General features: G+C 34.8%; 17 protein-coding genes. 3 read left to right on the top strand and 14 right to left on the bottom strand.

Features of this window, described 5'->3' with window-relative positions; all coding sequences use genetic code 11:
- Window positions 1–39: 39 nt before the first annotated feature.
- The 7 genes from FUA24_RS22285 to FUA24_RS22255 form a co-directional block, all read right to left on the bottom strand.
- On the bottom strand, window positions 40–1,200 hold the full coding sequence (locus tag FUA24_RS22285) for a carbohydrate porin (RefSeq protein ID WP_148545330.1): 1,161 nt from the start codon (window positions 1,198–1,200) through the stop codon (window positions 40–42).
- Window positions 1,201–1,314: 114 nt separating this feature from the next.
- On the bottom strand, window positions 1,315–2,835 hold the full coding sequence (locus tag FUA24_RS22280) for a Dabb family protein (RefSeq protein WP_222861380.1): 1,521 nt from the start codon (window positions 2,833–2,835) through the stop codon (window positions 1,315–1,317).
- Between the two features lie 38 nt (window positions 2,836–2,873).
- Entirely contained in the window at window positions 2,874–3,362 is a 489-nt protein-coding gene (locus FUA24_RS22275) for a GlcG/HbpS family heme-binding protein (protein ID WP_148545328.1), read from the bottom strand.
- A 135-nt stretch (window positions 3,363–3,497) separates the two neighbouring features.
- Window positions 3,498–4,070, bottom strand: a complete 573-nt coding sequence (locus FUA24_RS22270) for a Crp/Fnr family transcriptional regulator (RefSeq protein ID WP_148545326.1) — start codon at window positions 4,068–4,070, stop codon at window positions 3,498–3,500.
- A gap of 169 nt (window positions 4,071–4,239) precedes the next feature.
- The gene (locus FUA24_RS22265; protein ID WP_148545324.1) at window positions 4,240–5,262 is read right to left on the bottom strand and encodes a transporter; all 1,023 of its coding nucleotides are present in this window, start codon (window positions 5,260–5,262) and stop codon (window positions 4,240–4,242) included.
- Window positions 5,263–5,351: 89 nt separating this feature from the next.
- Window positions 5,352–5,720, bottom strand: coding sequence for a hypothetical protein (locus FUA24_RS22260; protein ID WP_148545322.1), 369 nt, complete (start codon window positions 5,718–5,720; stop codon window positions 5,352–5,354).
- Window positions 5,721–5,878: 158 nt separating this feature from the next.
- On the bottom strand, window positions 5,879–9,385 hold the full coding sequence (locus tag FUA24_RS22255) for a hypothetical protein (RefSeq protein ID WP_148545320.1): 3,507 nt from the start codon (window positions 9,383–9,385) through the stop codon (window positions 5,879–5,881).
- Window positions 9,386–9,679: 294 nt separating this feature from the next.
- Between FUA24_RS22255 and FUA24_RS26145 the strand changes: the two genes are divergently transcribed.
- Window positions 9,680–9,829, top strand: coding sequence for a PspC domain-containing protein (locus FUA24_RS26145; protein ID WP_148545319.1), 150 nt, complete (start codon window positions 9,680–9,682; stop codon window positions 9,827–9,829).
- 54 nt (window positions 9,830–9,883) lie between these two features.
- Here FUA24_RS26145 and FUA24_RS22245 read toward each other — a convergent pair whose 3' ends face one another.
- From FUA24_RS22245 to FUA24_RS22230, 4 genes are all read right to left on the bottom strand, one after another.
- Window positions 9,884–10,774 (bottom strand): carboxypeptidase-like regulatory domain-containing protein, encoded by an 891-nt coding sequence (locus FUA24_RS22245; RefSeq protein WP_148545317.1) that lies wholly within the window; start codon window positions 10,772–10,774, stop codon window positions 9,884–9,886.
- A gap of 159 nt (window positions 10,775–10,933) precedes the next feature.
- Complete coding sequence (locus FUA24_RS22240) at window positions 10,934–11,614, bottom strand: hypothetical protein (RefSeq protein ID WP_148545315.1); 681 nt, start codon at window positions 11,612–11,614, stop codon at window positions 10,934–10,936.
- A gap of 20 nt (window positions 11,615–11,634) precedes the next feature.
- Complete coding sequence (locus tag FUA24_RS22235; RefSeq protein WP_148545313.1) at window positions 11,635–12,813, bottom strand: acyl-CoA dehydrogenase family protein; 1,179 nt, start codon at window positions 12,811–12,813, stop codon at window positions 11,635–11,637.
- A 236-nt stretch (window positions 12,814–13,049) separates the two neighbouring features.
- On the bottom strand, window positions 13,050–13,766 hold the full coding sequence (locus FUA24_RS22230; protein ID WP_148545311.1) for a tRNA1(Val) (adenine(37)-N6)-methyltransferase: 717 nt from the start codon (window positions 13,764–13,766) through the stop codon (window positions 13,050–13,052).
- A 134-nt stretch (window positions 13,767–13,900) separates the two neighbouring features.
- On the opposite strand from FUA24_RS22230, the gene FUA24_RS22225 reads away from it, so the two are divergent.
- Window positions 13,901–14,359, top strand: a complete 459-nt coding sequence (locus tag FUA24_RS22225; protein ID WP_148545309.1) for a ferritin family protein — start codon at window positions 13,901–13,903, stop codon at window positions 14,357–14,359.
- A 14-nt stretch (window positions 14,360–14,373) separates the two neighbouring features.
- Here the strand turns inward: FUA24_RS22225 and rimM are convergent, their stop codons facing one another.
- The 3 genes from rimM to FUA24_RS22210 all read right to left on the bottom strand — a co-directional run bounded on the left by rimM (window position 14,374) and on the right by FUA24_RS22210 (window position 16,764).
- Window positions 14,374–14,898, bottom strand: a complete 525-nt coding sequence (rimM, locus tag FUA24_RS22220) for a ribosome maturation factor RimM (RefSeq protein ID WP_148545307.1) — start codon at window positions 14,896–14,898, stop codon at window positions 14,374–14,376.
- 152 nt (window positions 14,899–15,050) lie between these two features.
- Window positions 15,051–15,617, bottom strand: coding sequence for a 30S ribosomal protein S16 (locus FUA24_RS22215; protein ID WP_148545305.1), 567 nt, complete (start codon window positions 15,615–15,617; stop codon window positions 15,051–15,053).
- Window positions 15,618–15,702: 85 nt separating this feature from the next.
- Entirely contained in the window at window positions 15,703–16,764 is a 1,062-nt protein-coding gene (locus FUA24_RS22210; RefSeq protein WP_148545303.1) for a lactonase family protein, read from the bottom strand.
- Window positions 16,765–16,957: 193 nt separating this feature from the next.
- Between FUA24_RS22210 and dnaE the strand changes: the two genes are divergently transcribed.
- Window positions 16,958–21,337: a DNA polymerase III subunit alpha gene (dnaE, locus tag FUA24_RS22205; RefSeq protein WP_148545301.1), complete on the top strand. Its 4,380-nt coding sequence runs from the start codon at window positions 16,958–16,960 to the stop codon at window positions 21,335–21,337.
- Window position 21,338: the final 1 nt, after the last annotated feature.

Genomic DNA, 21,338 nt, shown 5'->3' with positions numbered 1-21,338 from the left:
TTTTATGTTTTAACTATGTTCTTTTATTTTATAAATGTGCTAAAAACTGGCTTCAATCCAAATGCCTGGAATTAGAGCATTGTCAACAGTTCCCGAGCCTCCCGGACAGATGTCGTATTGCACTGCAGGTTGTAACACAAAATAATCTGTAATTTGAAAACGATATCCCATTTCTAATACCACCTCTGGTGACAATTCATCAAAGTCTTGTAATGCTGTCCACTCTTCACTAAATGTGCCTACTGTGGCAAAAAACAGTATTCTGTCTTCTGGTCTGGTGTTAACCAATCCTTTCCAATTGAGGCCAAAACTACTTTGAAAAGGTAGTTTAGCTACTGCACCGTGAGGTGAATACGCCAAGGTAAGGAAAGTGTTTAAATCTTCTGTGAAATCTACGTCAATATGACCATAAAGCCTTAAAAAATACTCCGATAACTTATTAGGATCTAAATTGGAGAAACTACCAAATACTTGGTTAGCACCCGCATATACTCTTGTTTTACAATCAGCAATTTTACCAAACCAATCGTATTGAAAAAATACGGAGACGTCATCTGAGTCCCTAAAAGCAAAGTCTAAACCATGTAAGGTTTCATCAAAAACAGTTTCGCTTAATTGGTATACGCCTAATTGAAATTGATGTTTAGCGTTTGGTTTAAACTTGAATCTTGTACCCCATGTTGCAAATGGAAATGTTGTTGTTCTGCCATCTAGTAGCAAGGCTCTTATTACACCATTAATGGTATTGTTTAAAGAATAAAAGTACCATTTGGAAACCGAAAAATCATCAACCGTAGTAGTGCGGCCCAGCTTCCATGAGAATTTATCTCCAAAATCGTGTTCTAAGTTTAAATCGTATAAAAAGGTACTTTGCCCACCAACTAGATTTAGCGGCTCAAATACAGAACCCACTTCATTAGATAAGCCTTTACCGTGGCGATTAATCATTGAAATTTTTCCACGTGTTCCTTTCCAGCCCAATAGCTTTTCAAAATTAAGTTTAATTCCCGTATATAATTGTCCGGAGTAACTAGTTTCTTGTTCCAGTCCTCCAGAAATATTTGATGCGGCTATTGATGCGTAGTGTAAAAAAGGATCTACACCTTCGGCTAAACTTAGTTTAACTTTATCTTCTTCATTTTCTTGCCCAATTAGGGAAAACGAGGCAAAAATAAAGCTGAGTAAAATCAACGTCTTCATTTTACTTGCTAAATGATTTTCTATAGGCTACAGATATCAAGATTCTAAACTAATTCTTGATATCTATAACCTATTGATTAAATAAAAATTTGTGATTTTTATGGTTGAACTATTTTATTCTTCAGTCCAATAATCCATAACTACAGCATCAGCAAAGAACTGCGCATATTTATTAATTAAGCCAAGGTGTGCTTCATGAAATAAATATTGTTCTCTGGCATTTTCATCCTTAAATGTAAGAACAAAAGAATGTGTAAGCCCTTTGTCATGGCCTTCAGTACTGTCGTTTTCTCCCCATTCAAAAGCTGCTATTGAAGGGATTTTATTTTGAAGGTCCACAAAAGCTTGAACCGCTTCATTAACTTGTTCTGCAGTTGCTTCATCTTTATACTTTAGATGTACAATGTGTTTGATAACCTTGTTTTTTCTATCAATTTTAGGAGCAATCTTATAAGATACTGCTTTACCAAAGTCAAATCTATTAGATCCTGCTATTAGGAAATTATCATCACCAATTTTATGTGATCTTAAGCCGTAGTAAATTGAAAATCCAGTTTCCAAATAATTAATTGGACTTAAAATACCATCTTCATTTAACTTACAAAGTTGAATAGCGGCATCATCTCTTGTTCCAACAGCGAATACTGCCTCTTTTCCATTGCTAGAAACTAATTCAATTCTAGTTTGTCCCTTAAGTTTATTGGTTTCATCATCTTTTAAGACAAAATGTGGTACAAGAGCACCTCTGTTATTTAGTTTAAAGACACTTACACCATCACCATGATATACGAAATCTTTGTTTTTAATGAATTTAGGAGCATAGCCATAATATTGATGATGTCTGTGTCCCACAACTACATAATTATTTTCACCAAGAGTAACTCCAGTTACTGGGTAAGCTCCATTTAAATATCTATCTGTAGTGTTATCATGAATGTTATTAACATTCTTGAACTTTCCATTTTCGTAAACTCTAAAACTACTTACGCCACTATCTTGGAAACCGCTAGTGTATAAATAGGTTTTTCCTTTAATTTTAACTGTGTACATCCCAATAATACCATCGGTGTGTAATTCGTCATTGTCCTTCATGGACTGTACATGAGTTAGGCTTCCGTCGTTATTAATTTTAAAGCAAGTTAGTCCTGGAGTTGTTCTTTCAAGTCCACCTACAAATAAATAAGATGCCTTTTTCATATGAACAACCTGTAATGTAATACCAACTGCTAAATGCATATCTTCAGTATCTTCTACCATAGCGGCACGTTCCAAAGAACCACTGTCTAATATCTTGAACGTTTCAACAACGTTACCAAATTTATTAGCAACAAATAGAAAATCGGTACCACCAATATTGTCTGCAACCATACCTCTAGCAGGGCCTTTCTTTTTGTATAATTCATGGCTGCTAATTGGTGTAAGTGCCCCTTTTTTATTTAAACTGAATACATCTACATCTCCAGCACCACCTACAAATACAAGGTGTTTGCCATCTTTTTCGTAACTAGTTACAGAAACGGTATTTTGACCAGCTATATTTTTAAAATCTTGTCTGTACAGCATTAGGTCATCTGAAACTTGCGCTAAGGAAATTTGAGATACTAATAATGCTAAGAAGAAAATTGCTTTTTTCATGTTCTTAAATAATTTAAGTCTTTCGTAAATTTAGTTTATTATTCTATAATTGCTTTTGCTCCCACAGTTGCAATTTCTCTATCTTGTTCTATGGTACCTCCACTTACGCCAATAGCTCCAATAATTTTGCCATCTTTATTTTTAATAGGAAGACCTCCAGGGAAAGATACTAAGCCATTATTGGTAAGCTCAATATTATAAATAATACCTCCTGGTTGTGTCCATTCACCTAGTTTTCCTGTATCTACATTAAAATAACGTGCTGTTTTTGCTTTTTTAATGGCTACATCAATACTACCAAGGTAAGATTCATCCATTCTAATAAATGCTTTAAGGTTTGCTCCAGCATCTACCACTGCAATATTAACAAGAACATTGTCTGCCTCGGCTTTTTCTTTGGCCGCTAAGAGGGCTTTGAAGGCTTGGTCATGTGTTAAATCGTAAGTGATTTGGGCATAGGTAGCATTAGATAATAAGATTAAGGCTGCTACTAATACACCAGTTTTTAAATGTTTAAGAAAGTTCATAATTGTGTTTATAGTTTGATTAATACAAAAATTATAAACCGTTATGAGAAAATAGTTGAACTTGTTCAATTCATTAAAATTACATGCAATTTCTTATGCTGAACTTATTTCGGAATCTATGTTAATGTGAAGGCGTTAAGCTTGTTTTTTAATTTTACTCAAAAATTCATGTGTAATGCCAAGATAACTGGCTATTTGTTTATCTGTAAGTTTTGAAGCTATATTGGGATAGGTAGTAGAAAAATGATGGTAACGCTCTTTGGCAGTTTCACAGTGGTTTCTAATTAAGCGTCTTTGCCAAGCAACTAAGGCTTTTTGCGACATAATTCTAAATAGCTTTTCAACTATTGGAAACGACTCATAAAGCATCATTTTATCCGCGCGGTCTATAAGAAGAACTTCACTATCTTCTAAAGCTTGAATATTTAAACTTGATGGTGTTTGATTCATAAAGCTATCAATATCCATAAGCCACCAATCTTTTGCCGCAAAATACAAAGTGTTTTCGTTTCCTTTTTTATCAATAGTAAATACTCTAAAGCAACCATCTAAAACAAAGCCTTCGTATTTGTATATGCTTCCTTGATTAAGCAGGAAATCCCTTTTTTTAATAGATTTTGGTTTAAAGTAGCGGGTTATGGTCTCTAGATCCGAAGAAGAGATGTCAATGTTCTTTTTTATATGTTGTTTTAATGTTTCTAGAGACATTTTTTTAATGTATGCGCCTAAAATAGAGTTTTGAAATGAAAAACTAAAATTTATAAAAAAAGCACTTCAAGAAAAGAAATGCTTTTAATATTTAAATCTTACTTAATGTAGAGATCAATGAACGGAACCCTCGATGCTGTGCACCGAGGATGCTTTTTTTAATTAAATCCTAATGAAAAGCATATTGCAATCCGAACATCAAATTATAATTTTGTTTCAATTGAATACCTTCTAGATCTTGGTATAAAGGTGTGCTAATTTCGGTAGCAAAACGCAGGCCTATAAAAGCACCACCATTAATAATGTAATTTAAACCAAAACCTGAATTGATAAACGTAGCACCAGAGTTTTTAGTGTCTGCTGTAGTTACCATCATTGGGTTTAGTAAATCACTATTACCATCAATTTCATCTATTAAAACACCTTCAAGCCTTACTGAAATACTCAAGTTATCTCCAGCTTTTGCAGCTATCCAGTTGTTAAATCTATATTGGTTGCCAAACTTGTAATCTTGGTCGTTATCATTAACGTTTATCATTCCAGTTAACTGATGACCCCAAGAAAATGTATTACATTGCCCTAAATAAGTTAAACCTAATTTAGCCCCAAAAGAGCCTGTACCCAATTGCATTGGGTAGGGTAATTGCATTTGCATACCCATAGACATTGGTGTTACGTCTTTTTCTTCTATACTGCCTGTTGGAATATTAAAACCAACTTGCGCATGCATGGCTTTATTGTTTTTGTTAAAGATGCTATAGAGGGCACTTACCATAACATCACCCAAACCGCTTGAACTTGTATTAAAGTTCATGCCATTACGCATTTGTAAAGTCATGTCGTTTTCTAAGTAATTAGCCATTACCATTAATGTAATTTTATCGCTAGGTGCATACATAGCTCCTAACATATGCATATTCATGACCATATCTTGAGGAGCTACCATATAATTAGCATGGGCTGAGGCGTTGGTAACATCGTCTGTACCTTGTCTTAATTGGCGCATATCCATAGTCATATAACGGTAAGAGAACATGAATTCGCCTTTGTGGTGAACGTGATCTCCCATTACTGAAATTGGAGCGTGTCCATCTGGTCTTCCTGATGTCCAGTGATGGCTATCGTGTTTTTCTTCTTGAGCAAAAGTTAAGGTTGTTGCAAGGCAAAGCAGTGCTATAAATAAATGTTTCATTGTGAATTTTATTGTTATAGTTTTAAGTAGTAATCACTAATCTCTAGCGGAGAAGATTCCGAAGACATTAAAAAAGTTGTTATGTATTACTACACTAACTCTGGAGGTTGAAAACTTTGTCCGGAAAATTGGAAATTATACAATGAACGATATGAATAGAGGGGACTATTAAAAACGATGAAATTAGTAGGTTTTTTTAAATTTAGAATAGAAACAAAACCTATAGGGTAGTTTTCCATGGAAACTGATAAAGCATGTTGAGGTTCTTCTTGTTGCTTTTCTATTTGTTTTGCCAAATGGCACTTGCCTTTACACTGAAGTTCAGGTTCGTTTTTGTTAATACATAAAAACTCGGCAATATAGTCTTGATTAAGCATGTATTCAATACAAGGTTGAATGGGTCTTAACATGGCTACTACGTATAAAGCCACAAAAAAAAGTGCTGCCGATTTATGCAAGAAAAAAATTTTTGCAAATATATACGATACCCTAAAAGCAACAAAGAAACCTCAATTAAAAAAATTAAGATTTCTTTGTGCAAACAAATCAGGCACTACCCTGAATAACTAAAAATAATCAAACTATCTTTTGAACAGTGATTCTGAGAATCTGTAGTTTATACCAAACTATTTAAGTGTGCTTCGTTTTTTGCTGTTTTATCAACGTTTAAGTCTTTTTTAAACAGCGGATCTGAACCTATAGTTCCTACTAAACTATCTAGATACTCCTCAGTCTCAGCAGTTTTATATAATGCTTTAACAGCTTCTAATTTAGCTTCAATATCTAATTCAGATACTAAAATGCTGTTATTTGGTTCTGCAATGAATGCCTCTAGGTAATCTATTTGAGATTGGTAGTATTTTAGGTCTTTTTGCTGTTTAAGCGCTAAGCGTTCTTTATACCAATCGCTATTTAATACATAGTCTCTATCAAATAGTTTACGTAATTCTGGATCACTAATGTCCTTACCTTCGTAATGACCGTAAGCCATAATGTGTAACAGTACTTTTAATGGAGGAATAGCCGATTCTACACTGCCATCAGCAAAGTAGTTAAGTGCTACTTTTTCTTGTGCTTCAACAATGTTGTTTATACCATCAACATAATCTTCTAGTCCTTGAAGTTCTGGTTTTAGCATACGTTCGCTAAATACAGCAGTAGGCTCATCAAAAATTCTATTTAAGCATAGTAAATCGAATTTTCTGGTAATTCTGTATCCTAATCTACTAGCAAGTATCTTTTTGCCTTCGTATTCAAAATCTTCAAGTTTTTCTAAAGAGCCATTAGCAATTAAGTTTTTAGGATCTCTATCATTTGGAGTCATTCTCGCCCAAATTTCTGGGATTAATAAACTCACATCATGATCAATTTTGTTTTCTGCACCAACATAACCGGCAGCAGTACTAAATCCATTAGACTCTGTTAAGATATGCGATAATAAAGCGTTGTTTAAGTCTGTTGTAGGTGTAAGCATGTTAAACGGTGCTTTAGTAAGTGCTCCTTCAGAACCCGCTCCGGTTGTAGAAGGAGACTTACCTGTTAAACTACAAACAAAATCCATAAACAACTCCGGAGTTTCTTGATAGTGAATAGGGTTATAAACCGCTAAAGGTCTAATACCATTTTCTCTATCTACCGGGTTATTTCTTCTACCTGGCAATACAGCATTTACAACGTGAATTACTGGATCTTCAGGTTTAACTTTTCTATGCAAGCGTACACCCATGTCTGAGATATAAGAAGCCTCTGTTTCATTATAGAATCTATTTGGCTCTAAGTAACGTGGGTTTTTAGTTGGTAGACCATCGCCAATAATTCTTGGGTGTGACGGTAATACAAACTGAATATCTTCCTCCTCACTATTAACTATTTCTAAAATGAAATCTTTAACAGGTTGTGTATACTTGTCATAATTAATAGTGTCTTCATAGATAGCAATAGCATCTTTCTTAGTTAACATTTCATAGTTAGTTAAGAATCTACCATCTGAAATAATATCTAACTCAGCACCTTTATCATAACCTCTTACAATAGCCTCATCTGGTCTTTGGAAAAGATGCGCTTCACAGTTAATTAAAACTTTTACACTTTCATTTTTATATTCTGGATTTAAATCTTTGAACTGATTTCTAGGAAGTGTAATAGAAGCCGAAATATCATCTTCTGTCTGAATCTTTTCACTTGCCGAGAAATCTGAACGTAATTTATTAAGCATCCAGTTACCTTGCTGGTTAAAACCAATACGTACATAACTACCAACTACTGGGTTATTGTCGTAAATTAACTTAGTACCTTGTACACCGTTAATAATTTCAACAGACATCATGTCTTTCCAGTTTATGTCCGCACCATGTGCTTGTCTAAACAAACGTTTTACAAATAGCACTAAAGAACGTACATGCACAGGAATAGTCTCTAACCAAGCATTGAATTCATCTGAGTTTTCCTCAGATGGCGTTAATAACTTAACTACTGAACCTAAAGTTCTATCTTCACTTAAGAATGATCTAGATTTTGGTCTGTTAGGGTCTTTTACTTTCCATCTTGTAGAGTAGTCAAATTCAATAATTTCATCTGCTTTTTTGAAATCTTCTTCAATATCATGAATGTTGAAACTGCTGTATGTAATGGCATTTTGCATAGATTTAGAAATCTCTGATTTACCACCACCAGACACTGTACAAGGTTTATGACAGAAGATACCCTCTGGATACGTTTCTACCATGCGCCATAAATTAATAGACGGGTGTTTTTCTAAACGTAATTTGTTACCAGTTGGGTGCACGTAAGTTTTAAACGGCGACAACAATAATTTTTGCTCTTTGCCATTATATTCCCAAGTAATATCATTCGTATTAATATTAAAATATGCCGTTTCTGGAACATAAATAATATTAGGGTACTTTTTATCTACTGCATAGTTCTCTGGTTTAACCTCAATTCTATCAGCTAACAGAGTTTTTACAGTTTCAAAGTTGTGTGTTAACCCGTAACTATCTGCATAATCTTTACCATTTACGGTACTACCCATAATACGTCTTGCGTAAGCAATAGCACCACCGGCATGCTCTTCTTCAACTAAACCAAATAAGTTAGCAGAGTAACTAATTTGTGTTTTAATCTCTTTTTTAGAGTAACCATAATAGTTGTCTGCAATAAGCGTAACTACAACACCACTTTCATCTCTGGCAGTGATTTTAAATGCACCACCATCATTATAAAGCTCGTTTTCATCTTTATAGCACATACCATCTTTACGTTGACGCTCTGTGGCATCGTCATAATGTGGTAGTCCAACATCTTTTTTCTTTAATTCTTTTAAGTGCGGTGCAAGGATAATACATCCTGTATGTCCAGTCCAGTGCTCTGGATCTAAAGCAGCATCGTTATGTGCTAAATGTGGATCTCCAGCATTGCCAAAAATATTTTCAACAAAATCTAAGTTACTTACCAAGTTACCAGGAGCAAAGAATCTTACTTCTAAAGATTTTTTCTTCATGATACCTTTTACCTCTGGAGACACCGTTGGTCTTAACATCATAGACACCATTACCTTAGCTTTGTCTTCTTGTAAAGACGTAAATGGTAATACTTTTAGGTCTTCTGGTGCGTTAAATGCTGCGTTTATAAAGTGCGCTAATACAATTTTTGGTACTTCTTTTTTGTCTAAAGGTACCGGTAGTGGTCCTTCAACAATATGGAACGTACCTTTAGTAGTTCTTTTATCATGCAAAGGATTATTTAAAATACCTTGCTTTAAGCGTTTTGAGGTAACCAAATCACTCACAAAAGAATCACCATTTGCTGGTAAACTAGCCTCTCTTGCTTGCCCTTTTTTAGACAGAATAAGCGTGTCATTTGGCAATTTGCAAGGTTTATTAAAAGGTACTTCTTCTAAATACCTATCAATAAAATTTTGAATTCTTGCATCTGCAGGAGACAGGTGATCGGCGAGAAGTCTGGACTTCTCTTTTATGCTCATTATTAATCCGGTAGTTAACTCATCAAACTTAGGGTCACTAAACATGTCTTTGCTACCTTTTTCATCTTTAAAGGTAGGTTGCCCAATAGCTGCCAACTTTAAGTTGATAGACTGAACAATGTCTTTTCTTAATTTTTCCATAGGTTCTAACTTAACTGTTTGTAGTTCTGCATTAATTACATAACAAAGTTAGATTCCGGGTACTTTAAAAAACCTGACAAAAATCAGATTGCCACTATATTTTTTACTAAAACGATGTAGTATAAAGTTTTAGGTAATAAAGTTGAATTTTTGGATGTGTTAAGGGTGGTTTTAGGTTCTAGATGTGAATGCAATTATGATAAATTGATTTTAGGAACCATTTAAAAGTGTATTGACGATGCTTTGATAAGGTATATATTCTTATCTTAGGATTTCATTTTAAACTTATTGGATATGATTTTAGGTGTTTCAGATTGGCTAGCAACAAAATTGGGTTGGAAAGCGTCTCATATAAGAATAGCTTTTGTAGTTAGCGTATTGTTATTTGGTTTTGGTATCGGTTTATATATTATACTTTGGATCGTAAAATTATTGTCTAAATAGGTTGCTTAAGGGACATGATTCGGCGAAGTTTAAATCTTCGCAGAGGCAAATAATTTAGAAACTTATTCGGTAACCAAGGCCAATGTTATTTTCTGAATAGCTATTTATAGTGTTGAAGTTGTAAAAAAACCGAAAACCTTTATGACTCCAACTTAAACCGGGTTGAAGCTGCCAAGAGTTTCCCCAATTGGTAATCTCTGAAGTAACTCTAATGCCTCCACATAAATATTGTTCGAAACCACCTGTAACACCAAATCTATTTTTTGAATTCAGGGTAGATTTACCGAGGCCAAATGAGAATGATGTCCTTTTTAAGCGAAAGGTTTTGAACTCGGTTTTTAGAGTTGCTTTAAAAGCTTTCCATTTGAAATTGTTGCCTAATTCAATATTATTGTATGAAAAGTCAATATCAAGGGTTTTTCTAAAAACTCTGATTATGTCATCTAAATTAAACTCCACCAATATTTGTTTGTTCTCTTTTGAATTGGTTTGATATCCAAATCTAATCTCAGGAACAATAGGTAGTTTTAGTGGGTACGGATCAACGTATTCTAACATGAAACCTCTTCCAGAATTGTTAAGTCCTCCGTAATAGTTTAGACCAATATATTGTGCATACCACCTACATACGGTTACAATTTCATCCAATTGTAAAATGTCTTCATTTAGGGTGATAACTTTATTTGTATTAGAGATGTCCGAAACATTAATTTCTTTGGTTACAAAGCCTAAGTAAGATATTTCAATAGTGTTTAATGAATCTGGAATTTTTATGGTGAACTCTCCATCAAAGTTTGAAAACGTGCCAATTGAAGTCGTTTTTACTTTGATTGTAGCGCCAGCAATTGGATAATTATTATTGTCTGTAACTGTGCCTTTAATTTCTTTTGTTTGACCTAGCGCTAATTTGGAAATCACTAGGAGTATAAAAACTACTTCTTTCATATTGGTTGGTTTAATTTACAGCTAAGCTAGAATCAATAGTTGTAAAAATTAAACTAGAGTTAGGGAACTCCTCTTTCTAATGAGTGAATTGGTTGGGTACAAAAAAAAATCATGTAAGGTATACATGATTCTTAGTTTTATGTCTATGTTAACTAAATTTTATTCAGCTGCACTTAAAGCAGTTCCATCATATGGGCAGTAAGACCATTTACCAGAAAGTAATTTGCTACAATTTTTACAAACCTTTTCTTTTAAAAGAGAGCCTAATGGTAAATCTGCTTTAGCTTTAAAATCACCAAGTATAAAATGCAGTGCATCAGAACCATAAGGATCAACGGGAAGAATTTTTTTAAACCCTGGATCTTTATAGAGTAGAATCTGCATATTTTCTCCCATAGAACCTAACATGTTTTTTAACATTGGTTTTATGGCAGATAGGAAGTTTAGCAAATCTGGATTATAATCCTCCTCTTTAACAAGCTCAAGAATTTCATCTTTAAATTTTACTTTCATAGCATCTTCAACAGCATCTTTTGGTGAATATGTAATACCTCCAAAAAGGCCAATTTTACCTTTTACAGCAATTACGGCAACATAATCTTTTAAAAGACTTATAATAGCTTCTTTTTCACTTGCAGAAACTGTGTCGTCTTGGGAGAAGACCACATCCCAATATTCTGTCGGCATCCACCAGATAAGTTCAATAGAATCTGTATCATCACTAGAAAATTGAGTTTCAGTTATAAGTTGATCTATGCTTACTTCTTTGAAATCTTTTCTTTGAGAAAAAGACATTTGAAACAGACATACGAAAGCTAGGGTAAAAAAAGTTTTATTCATGAAGTTGGTTTTGTGCTAATTTACTTAAAAGCATTTAAACCTGTAACATCTAATCCAGTAATTAATAAATGAATGTCATGGGTGCCTTCGTAAGTAATTACACTTTCAAGGTTCATCATATGGCGCATAATAGAAAACTCACCAGAAATACCCATACCGCCTAACATTTGGCGTGCTTCTCTAGCAATTTTAAGCGCCATATCTACATTATTACGTTTCGCCATAGAAATTTGTGCTGAGGTAGCAGTACCATTATTTCTAAGAACACCTAAACGCCATGCAAGGAGTTGGGCTTTGGTAATTTCAGTAATCATTTCGGCAAGCTTTTTTTGTTGAAGCTGAAATTGCCCTATAGGCTTATCAAACTGTATGCGTTCTTTGCTGTAGCGCAATGCGGTATCATAACAATCCATTGCAGCTCCGATAGCACCCCAAGCAATACCATAACGGGCAGAATCTAGGCAGCCAAGAGGCGCGCCTAACCCCGATTTATTTGGTAATAGGTTTTCTTTAGGCACTTTTACGTTATCAAAAATAAGTTCTCCAGTTGCACTGGCACGTAAAGACCATTTATTATGGGTTTCTGGGGTAGAAAAGCCTTCCATACCGCGTTCTACAATAAGCCCATGAATTCTACCTTCCTCATTTTTTGCCCATACCACAGCCACTTGTGCAAAAGGCGCATTACTAATCCACATTTTAGCCCCATTGAGTAAATAATGATCGCCCATATCCTTAAAATTGGTCACCATACCCCCTGGGTTACTGCCGTAATCAGGTTCGGTTAAACCAAAGCAACCCATCCATTCACCAGAAGCTAGTTTTGGTAAATATTTTTTGCGTTGCGCTTCGTTGCCATATTTAAAAATAGGATACATGACCAAAGAGGATTGTACAGAAGCAGTACTGCGAACACCTGAGTCACCACGCTCAATTTCTTGCATTATGAGGCCATAACTAATTTGATCTAAACCAGCGCCGCCATATTCCAGTGGAATGTATGGACCAAAAGCACCGATACCGGCTAAACCATCAATAATTTGTGTTGGAAATTCTGCTTTTTGAGCGTAATCTTCAATTATGGGAGTTACATCTCTTTTAACCCACTCACGGGCTGCATCACGTACTAATTTATGTTCGTCTGTAAGGAGCTCATCTAGGTTGTAATAGTCTGGAGCTTCGAATAAATCTGGCTTCATATTTTGATATTATTCAATTGTAAGTCAAATTTATTGAAAATAATTAAAAATATAATGGGTTTTTTAAATAATGTTTAATTTTATAAGTAGTGCATATAATGAGGTATGCAATAAGTAAGTTCCCGCTTAGAAGTTCTCAAAGAAACTTTAAGGCTACTCAAGAGGTTCTCGATACAATTGCCTATCGTGCAATCACTCGAACTGACAATGGGATAAAATTTAAATTTTCTTAATCACTACATCTTGAGGTAAAAATCTTTAGTGAGTGCAATATACTCTGGCGTATACTCATGTCTAGCCGTTTCTATAATTAATTCCTTGGAGCTAACGTCGCTTTGCGAAAAAGAAAAGGCCATTAAACTACGTTTTATCTCTGAGGTTGAATGCCCTTTTACATGTAGAATATCATTAGGGTAAAGTCCATGCTCTAAGGCTAACTCAATGAAATTCGCTTCTTCCTTAAATGGTACTATTACGCAGAAACTGCCTGTTTTGGAAAGTAGTTTGCTAACCCCTTCTATTAAATGATGAAAAGGTAGCGCATCTTGAAACCTAGCTTTATCTCTGGAGGCATTTTCGGTTTTGTAATCTTCTGAGTAGAATGGAGGATTAGAAATGATTAAGTCGTACTCATCGTCAATTTCCTCTGCAAATTCTTCTAAAGATGCATGGTAACAAAAGAGACGATCTCCCCAAGGAGATTGTTCAAAGTTATCAACACATTGCTCATAGGCGTCATCGTCAATTTCTATGGCATCAATTACCTCGGCAGTACTTCTTTGAGCCATCATAAGAGCTATAATTCCTGTGCCAGCGCCAATGTCTAAAATGGCAAACGGATGGTTCTTAATAGAGGCCCATGCTCCTAGTAATACACCATCGGTGCCAATTTTCATTGCACATTGATCTTGATGTATTGTGAATTCTTTAAACTTAAAAGGCTTTTGTGACATGCTAATATTTTATATTTTCGCAATGTTAAAGATTTAAATAGAAATTGTTAACAACTAATATAAAAACTTTATAATTTTAGAATCTTTTAGGAGTTGTTATTACGTATATTTAAAAACGTTAAAGAGTAAAAGTTTTGAAGAACGTCACGCATATTGTAGAAAAACTAAATGATTTGCTAATTTTAAGTGAGGAGGTAGAGAATACTTACGTTAAGGTTAGTGAAAAATTAAAGTTTACTGATAATATTGCTTACTCAAAAAAGATAGGAGCAGAGCGTGGTAAATTTGTACAATTTCTAAAAAAAGAACTTGATAAGATTGATAAAGGTGGTGAAACTACTTTAGCTTTAAAAAGACGTAACCATTTGATAAGAACCAATTACAAAAAGTACTTTAAAATTGGTAATGATTTAGATTTCTTAGAAAAGGTTTATGAAATGGAAGTGTTGAGCGTAAATAAGTATGATGATTTGTTATCTCAAATAAACCTGCCTTTAACGCTTTGTAGAATGCTGCTTAAACAACGTGATAGTATTCAAGCTAGACTACATGTTATAGAAAGAGGTGAGCCTATAATGGCTTCTTCGTATTAAAAATCTCTTATTTTTTATAGGTATAAGTCAATTAGACCTTCTGGAGTTTCTACAGTTATAATCTTGTTGTCTCGATCTACTTCTACTATAAATTCATCATTCATTGGTATTAGAATATTAACACCATTTCTGTCTATTTCAAAAAGAGCTTGGGCAGTAGAATCGTTTATTGCTGTAATGATACCAACATCTCCAAAGTTTTTATCTTTCACGGTAAACCCAATTACCTCGTGATAATAAAATTTATTACCATCTAGTTTAGGTAACAGTTCTAAAGGGAGAAATAGTTCTGTTTTTATAAGTGCATCGGCATCAGCTTCTGTATCTACATCTTCAAATTTTATTCGGAGTAAGTCGGATTTATGAAGTTGCGATTTTTCAATAAAAAAAGGAACTAAATTGTTTTTAAAGTTCAAGAAAATAGCATCTAGGTTTTCATAAAGATCTGGCTGATCCGTATCTAGTTTTACTAATACTTCACCTTTAAAACTATATTTTTTTACAATTTTACCTAAGTAAAAACAGTCGTCTTTTTTCATGACAAATTATTTATTGTCACCCTGAACGCGTTTCAGGGTCTCTCTAATAGAGATTTGGTAGATGCTGAAACAAGTTCAGCATGACACTAGAATAATCAAATAAAAAACTCCGATAGTAACTATCGGAGTTTAAAAGTATAAAAATTTAATTTTTATGCTTCTTCTTCGTTTTGCTCTGGAGCAGCTTCTGTAGCAGGAGCTTCTTCAGTAGCTTCAGCTGTTGCTTCCTCAGCAACTTCTTCTGCAGCCTCTTCAGCTTCTTCCTCAACAACAGGAGCAGCAGCAGCAATTCTTGCTTCGTTTACAGCTTTTTCAGCAGCTAACGCGTCAGCTTTAGCCTTAGCTTCAGCTTCAGATAATCCATCAGCTTTAGCTTGAATTTTAGCAGCTTTCTCATCTAACCAAGCGTTGAACTTAGCTTCAGCTTGTTCTTCAGTTAAAGCGCCTTTTTTAACACCTCCAGCTAAGTGATTTTTTAATAGTGCACCTTTGTAAGATAATAATGCTTTTGCAGTATCACTTGGTTGAGCACCATTCTGTAACCACTTCACAGCACCGTCAACATCTAAATCGACAGTTGCAGGGTTAGTGTTTGGATTGTAAACACCTAACTTTTCAAGGTATCTACCATCTCTTTTTGCACGCGAATCTGCGGCAACAATCCAATAAAAAGGTTTTCCTTTTTTACCGTGTCTTTGTAATCTTATTCTAACTGGCATAATAATTAATTATTTGAGGTTCCCGACCTCTGTTATTAATGAGGGTGCAAATGTACTGCAATATTTTTAATTATCAAGCATTTAGTTAAAATAATAAACATACTGGTGTAGGGGTTTTTACATCATATAAAAACGAAAGTTTTCCAGTAGATGTATTTACCTTAAAAACAGAAATATTATTACTTTTTTGATTGGCCACCAATAAAAAATTTCCGGAAGGATCTAAAGTAAAGTTTCTAGGCCAATCTCCATGTACACTCATGTTTTGAATTCGTTTTATAGAACCAGTTTTGGCATTTCTTTTAAATACTGCTATAGTGTTTTCGCCACGGTTAGAGCCATATAAAAATTGTTCGTCTTCAGATAAATGTATATCTGCACAAGAATTCTTGTCTTTAAAATCTTTTGGTAAGGTAGATACTGTTTCAATTAAATCAAACCCATTAGAGGTTCTTTTACCTGCACTTATGGAACATCCCAATTCATTTATAATGTAAACATAGTTACCATCTTTTGTAAAGGTAAAATGTCTTGGTCCTGGATTTCCACTAACGTCTACAATAGCTTTTGAACTCAATTCGTAGGTGTCGGAATTAGGGGCTAGTTTGTATTGCGAAACGGCATTTTTACCTAAATAAGCCACGTACAGTTCGTCTTTGTAAAAAAATGCAGAATGTGCTCTAGACTTTTTGTTTTCTGAATTTTTATTAAAAACCTGCGAAGCTTGTAATAAGGAACCATCATTGGCTATTGGTAATAGGGCAGAGGTGCCTCCTCCGTAATTTGAGCTTATGGCCTTATCACCTGTTTCATTAACCGCAATGTGGCAAGCGCCTTTTCCTTCGCTTTTCACTCTAGTTAGTAAAGATAGTTGCCCGTTTTCTTCAACATTATATGAAGAGATGAATCCGTTTTTATGAGCAGAGTACAGTTGTTTTCTATTTGGACTATAGGCTAAAAAAGAAGGATCATCTATGGCAATAGCTAATTCTATTGTGCCCAATTGTCCTGTTTCTGTATTAAAGGTTGTATGGTAAATACCTTTACTATCTTCATTTGTAAAAGTGCCTATGTAAAGCGGTACATCTTGAGAAAATAAATTTATGATGTTTAATGCAAATACAAGGATGACTAGTTTTAATTTCATTATGTTGATTTTGAATGCTTTCAAAAATAGAACTTTTATTGAGTTAAGCTGTGCAAAAGTTAGGTAGATTTTGTTCAAAACTCGTAATAACTTCGACTAAGAATATCAATATTGATTGTGTATTTTTATACACTTCGTTTTTCTAAGAACGAAAAGATCTAAGAAGCTTAACGACAAATATCTAAACTTTTTTATGTACTTAATATTTGATACGGAAACTACCGGATTACCTAAACGTTGGGATGCACCAATTACCGATACAGATAACTGGCCAAGGTGTATTCAAATTGCATGGCAATTGCATGATGCCATGGGTAATTGTATTGAACATCAAGATTATTTGGTACAACCAGAAGGATTCAATATTCCCTATGATGCCGAAAAAATCCATGGTATTTCTACTGAATTGGCTGCGGAGCAGGGTGTGCCGCTTTCTGAAGTTTTAGAGAAATTTAATGCGGTTTTAGAAAAATCGAAATTTATAGTTGGACAGAATGTAAAGTTCGATTTAAATATCATGGGCGCGGAATTTGTGCGAGGTGATATTGCAAACCAATTGCAAGAACTACCAGTTTTAGATACCTGTACAGAACATACAGCAAACTTGTGTAAAATTCCTGGAGGACGTGGCGGACGCTTTAAATTACCAACCTTAACGGAGTTACATGAGTTTTTATTCAACGTGCCATTTGCTGAAGCGCATAACGCAACTGCCGATGTAGAGGCAACAACACGTTGTTTCTTAGAGTTGGTGCGTTTAGGTGAATATACCAAGGAACAATTAGATGTTGAAGACGATTATCAGGCAAAGTACAAAGAAGCCAACCCTGATACCATTCAGCTTATTGGTTTAAAACATGTAAATCTTAAGCAAGAAAGTGATAAGATTCGCAAGCGTTTAGAAAATCTTCAATCTAATGTTACTATTGATGATGGTGCGGTAGATGTAGATGTTTCCAATGTAGATTTTGTGCATATGCATAATCACTCTCAGTTTTCGGTATTACAATCCACTATGAGTATTCCAGATGTGGTAGCTGCAGCTGCGTCTCATAATATGCCTGCGGTAGCGTTAACGGATCACGGAAACATGATGGGGGCTTTTCACTTTATTAATGCGGTAAACAACCAAAATAAAGGAATCAAAGCTGCTATTGAAGAGGCTGAAGAGAAAGGAGAAACAACAGATAAAAAGCTAATTAAACCAATTATAGGTTGTGAGTTTTTTGTTTGCGAAGATCATTTAGATAAATCTAGAAAAGATAATGGTTATCAAGTTGTGCTATTGGCTAAAAATAAAAATGGCTATCACAACTTGGCAAAATTATCCTCTCATGCCTTTGTAAATGGGTTTTACTACGTGCCTAGAATAGATAAAAAACTCATTCAACAATACAAGGAAGATGTAATTGTACTAACGGGTAACCTTTATGGAGAGGTTCCGAGTAAGGTATTAAATATTGGTGAGAACCAAGCTGAAGAAGCGTTAATATGGTGGAAAGAAGCGTTTGGCGATGATTTATACGTGGAACTTATGCGCCATAATCAAGAAGATGAGAATCGTGTAAATACCACTTTGGTAAAATTGGCAAGAAAGCATAACGTAAAGCTTATTGCTACCAATAATACCTATTACCAAAACCAAGATGATGCTAATGCCCATGACATTTTATTATGTGTTAAAGATGGTGAAAAACAAGCAACACCTATAGGTAGAGGACGTGGGTATCGTTACGGACTACCAAATCAAGAGTATTATTTTAAGTCTTCTGATGAAATGAAGGCGCTCTTTAAAGATTTGCCAGAAGCCATTTATAATACTAAAGAGCTTACTGATAAAATTGAAGCATTTCAATTAGCGCGTGACGTACTGTTACCTGCTTTTGACATTCCGGATGAGTTTAAACACGAAGAAGACTTAGTTGATGGTGGTAAACGCGGTGAAAATGCGTATTTAAAACATTTGGTATATGAAGGCGCCAAAAAACGTTATGGAGACCCGTTATCTGAAGAGGTCATTGAGCGTTTAGACTTTGAACTGAGTGTAATTGAAAATACTGGGTATCCTGGCTATTTCTTAATTGTAGAAGACTTTATTCGCGAAGCTAGAAATATGGACGTATCGGTTGGTCCAGGGCGTGGTTCTGCTGCAGGTTCTGTGGCTGCCTATTGTTTATGGATTACCAATATAGATCCTATGAAGTACGATCTGCTTTTTGAGCGTTTCTTAAATCCGGATCGTATTAGTATGCCCGATATTGATATTGATTTTGATGATGAAGGCCGAAGTAGGGTAATGGACTATGTAATCGAAAAATACGGAGCTAATCAGGTAGCGCAAATTATTACTTATGGTACTATGGCGGCAAAATCGTCTATTCGAGATACTGCGCGTGTACTAGACTTGCCACTATTTGATGCCGATAGAATAGCAAAGTTAATCCCTAATATGTCTAAACTAAATAAGATTTTTAAGTTAGACGAAAAAGGGTTGGCTAGTAAATTCAGAGCTGAGGAATTAGAAAAAGTTAATGAGTTACTAAATATTTCTGAAGGCACCGATTTAGAAGCCAAAACTGTAAATACAGCTAGAGCTCTTGAAGGTTCAGTAAGAAATACGGGAATTCATGCCTGTGGTGTGATTATTACTCCAGATGATATTACCAAATTCGTTCCGGTTTCTGTAGCCAAAGATTCCGATTTGTATGTTACCCAGTTTGATAACTCGGTGGTGGAATCTGCAGGACTGCTTAAAATGGATTTCTTAGGATTAAAGACCCTAACTTTAATTAAGGACACCGTTAAAATTGTAAAGGCAAAACATGGCATTGAGTTAGATCCCGAAAATTTCCCTCTAGATGACGAAGAAACCTATGCATTGTTCCAAAGGGGAGAAACTGTTGGGGTATTCCAATACGAATCTCCTGGTATGCAAAAACACCTTAGGGATTTAAAACCAACAGTCTTTGAGGATCTTATTGCAATGAATGCCTTATACCGTCCAGGACCGATGGAATATATTCCAAGTTTCGTTAGGCGTAAGCATGGTGATGAAGAAATCACCTATGATTTACCAGCCATGGAGGAATATCTTAAAGAAACCTACGGAATTACAGTATATCAAGAGCAGGTAATGTTATTGTCTCAAAGTTTAGCAGATTTTACTAAAGGTGAAGCGGATGTTCTCCGTAAAGCAATGGGGAAAAAGCAAATTGCTGTTCTAGACAAAATGAAGCCTAAGTTCATTGAGCAAGCAAGTGCTAACGGACATGATGCTAAAGTATTAGAAAAAGTCTGGAAAGATTGGGAAGCTTTTGCAAGTTACGCCTTTAACAAATCGCACTCTACATGCTACGCTTGGATAGCTTATCAAACAGCATATTTAAAGGCACACTACCCAGCAGAATATATGGCGGCAGTACTGTCTAATAACATGAATGATATTAAATCGGTTACCTTCTTTATGGAAGAATGTAAACGTATGAAACTAAATGTTCTTGGACCCGATGTTAATGAGAGTTATTATAAATTCTCAGTAAACAAAGATAATGCGGTGCGTTTTGGAATGGGGGCTATTAAAGGTGTAGGGCATGGCGCTGTAATGACTATTGTTGATAATAGAAAAGAAGGGGGGCATTACAAATCTATATTTGATTTTGCAAAACGAATAGATTTAAGAGCTGCCAATAAAAAAGCTTTCGAAAACTTAGCTTATGCCGGTGGTTTTGATTGTTTTGGAGAAACGCATAGAGCACAATATTTCCATAGAGAGACAGATAATACCTTTTTGGAAATGGTCATTAAATATGCCCAAAAACATAAAGAAAATGAGAATTCTGCTCAGGTAAGTTTGTTTGGTGAATCTAGTGAAGTACAGATTGCAGAACCTGCCATTCCGCCTTGTGAAGATTGGGGAACCATGGAAAAATTATCTAAAGAAAGAGAGGTCGTTGGAATTTATATTTCGGGGCACCCATTAGATGATTTTAAAACCGAAATGAAAACCTTCTGTAATGCAACGGTTGGTGTGTTTAATAATTTAGAGCCTTATGTAAATAGAGAGTTAGTTTTTGGAGGTGTAGTTACCGATGTGCAACATCGTGTAAGTAAGCAAGGAAAGGGATGGGGCATGTTCACCATAGAAGATTATACAGATAGTTATGAGTTCAGAATTTTTGGAGAGGAATACTTAAAATTCAGGCACTTTTTAATGATAAGCAACTTTGTATTTGTAAAAGCATTTGTTCGTGAAGGTTGGGTAAATAAGGATACTGGTAAAAAGAGCGATCCTAGGTTACAATTTAACAACTTTCAACTGTTACAAGATGTTATGGAACAGTATGCTAAAAAACTATCGCTGCAATTAGATATAAATGATTTAAAAGAGGATAAGGTTTTAAAAATACAAGACCTATTAAGCCTTCACCCTGGTAACCATACCCTTAATTTTATAGTTTACGATGCCAAGGAAAAAATTAAATTGAATATGTCTAGTAGAACCCAAAAAATAAGAGTCTGTCAGGAACTTATAAGTGAATTAGAGGCGGAACATATACATTATAAATTGAATTAGC

Source organism: Seonamhaeicola marinus (genome assembly GCF_008085455.1).
Note: the sequence above shows the minus strand (reverse complement) of the source record. Positions and strands in the feature narration are given on the sequence as shown.

Excerpts from the sequence above, each read along its gene's own strand:
- FUA24_RS22285 (WP_148545330.1), bottom strand. The coding sequence starts at position 1,200 with ATGAAGACGTTGATTTTACTCAGCTTTATTTTTGCCTCGTTTTCCCTA.
- FUA24_RS22255 (WP_148545320.1), bottom strand. The coding sequence starts at position 9,385 with ATGGAAAAATTAAGAAAAGACATTGTTCAGTCTATCAACTTAAAGTTG.
- FUA24_RS22230 (WP_148545311.1), bottom strand. The coding sequence starts at position 13,766 with ATGTCACAAAAGCCTTTTAAGTTTAAAGAATTCACAATACATCAAGAT.
- FUA24_RS26145 (WP_148545319.1), top strand. The coding sequence starts at position 9,680 with ATGATTTTAGGTGTTTCAGATTGGCTAGCAACAAAATTGGGTTGGAAA.
- FUA24_RS22280 (WP_222861380.1), bottom strand. The coding sequence starts at position 2,835 with ATGAAAAAAGCAATTTTCTTCTTAGCATTATTAGTATCTCAAATTTCC.
- FUA24_RS22240 (WP_148545315.1), bottom strand. The coding sequence starts at position 11,614 with ATGAATAAAACTTTTTTTACCCTAGCTTTCGTATGTCTGTTTCAAATG.
- FUA24_RS22210 (WP_148545303.1), bottom strand. The coding sequence starts at position 16,764 with ATGAAATTAAAACTAGTCATCCTTGTATTTGCATTAAACATCATAAAT.
- FUA24_RS22270 (WP_148545326.1), bottom strand. The coding sequence starts at position 4,070 with ATGTCTCTAGAAACATTAAAACAACATATAAAAAAGAACATTGACATC.
- dnaE (WP_148545301.1), top strand. The coding sequence starts at position 16,958 with ATGTACTTAATATTTGATACGGAAACTACCGGATTACCTAAACGTTGG.
- rimM (WP_148545307.1), bottom strand. The coding sequence starts at position 14,898 with ATGAAAAAAGACGACTGTTTTTACTTAGGTAAAATTGTAAAAAAATAT.
- FUA24_RS22245 (WP_148545317.1), bottom strand. The coding sequence starts at position 10,774 with ATGAAAGAAGTAGTTTTTATACTCCTAGTGATTTCCAAATTAGCGCTA.
- FUA24_RS22235 (WP_148545313.1), bottom strand. The coding sequence starts at position 12,813 with ATGAAGCCAGATTTATTCGAAGCTCCAGACTATTACAACCTAGATGAG.
- FUA24_RS22215 (WP_148545305.1), bottom strand. The coding sequence starts at position 15,617 with ATGCCAGTTAGAATAAGATTACAAAGACACGGTAAAAAAGGAAAACCT.
- FUA24_RS22275 (WP_148545328.1), bottom strand. The coding sequence starts at position 3,362 with ATGAACTTTCTTAAACATTTAAAAACTGGTGTATTAGTAGCAGCCTTA.
- FUA24_RS22265 (WP_148545324.1), bottom strand. The coding sequence starts at position 5,262 with ATGAAACATTTATTTATAGCACTGCTTTGCCTTGCAACAACCTTAACT.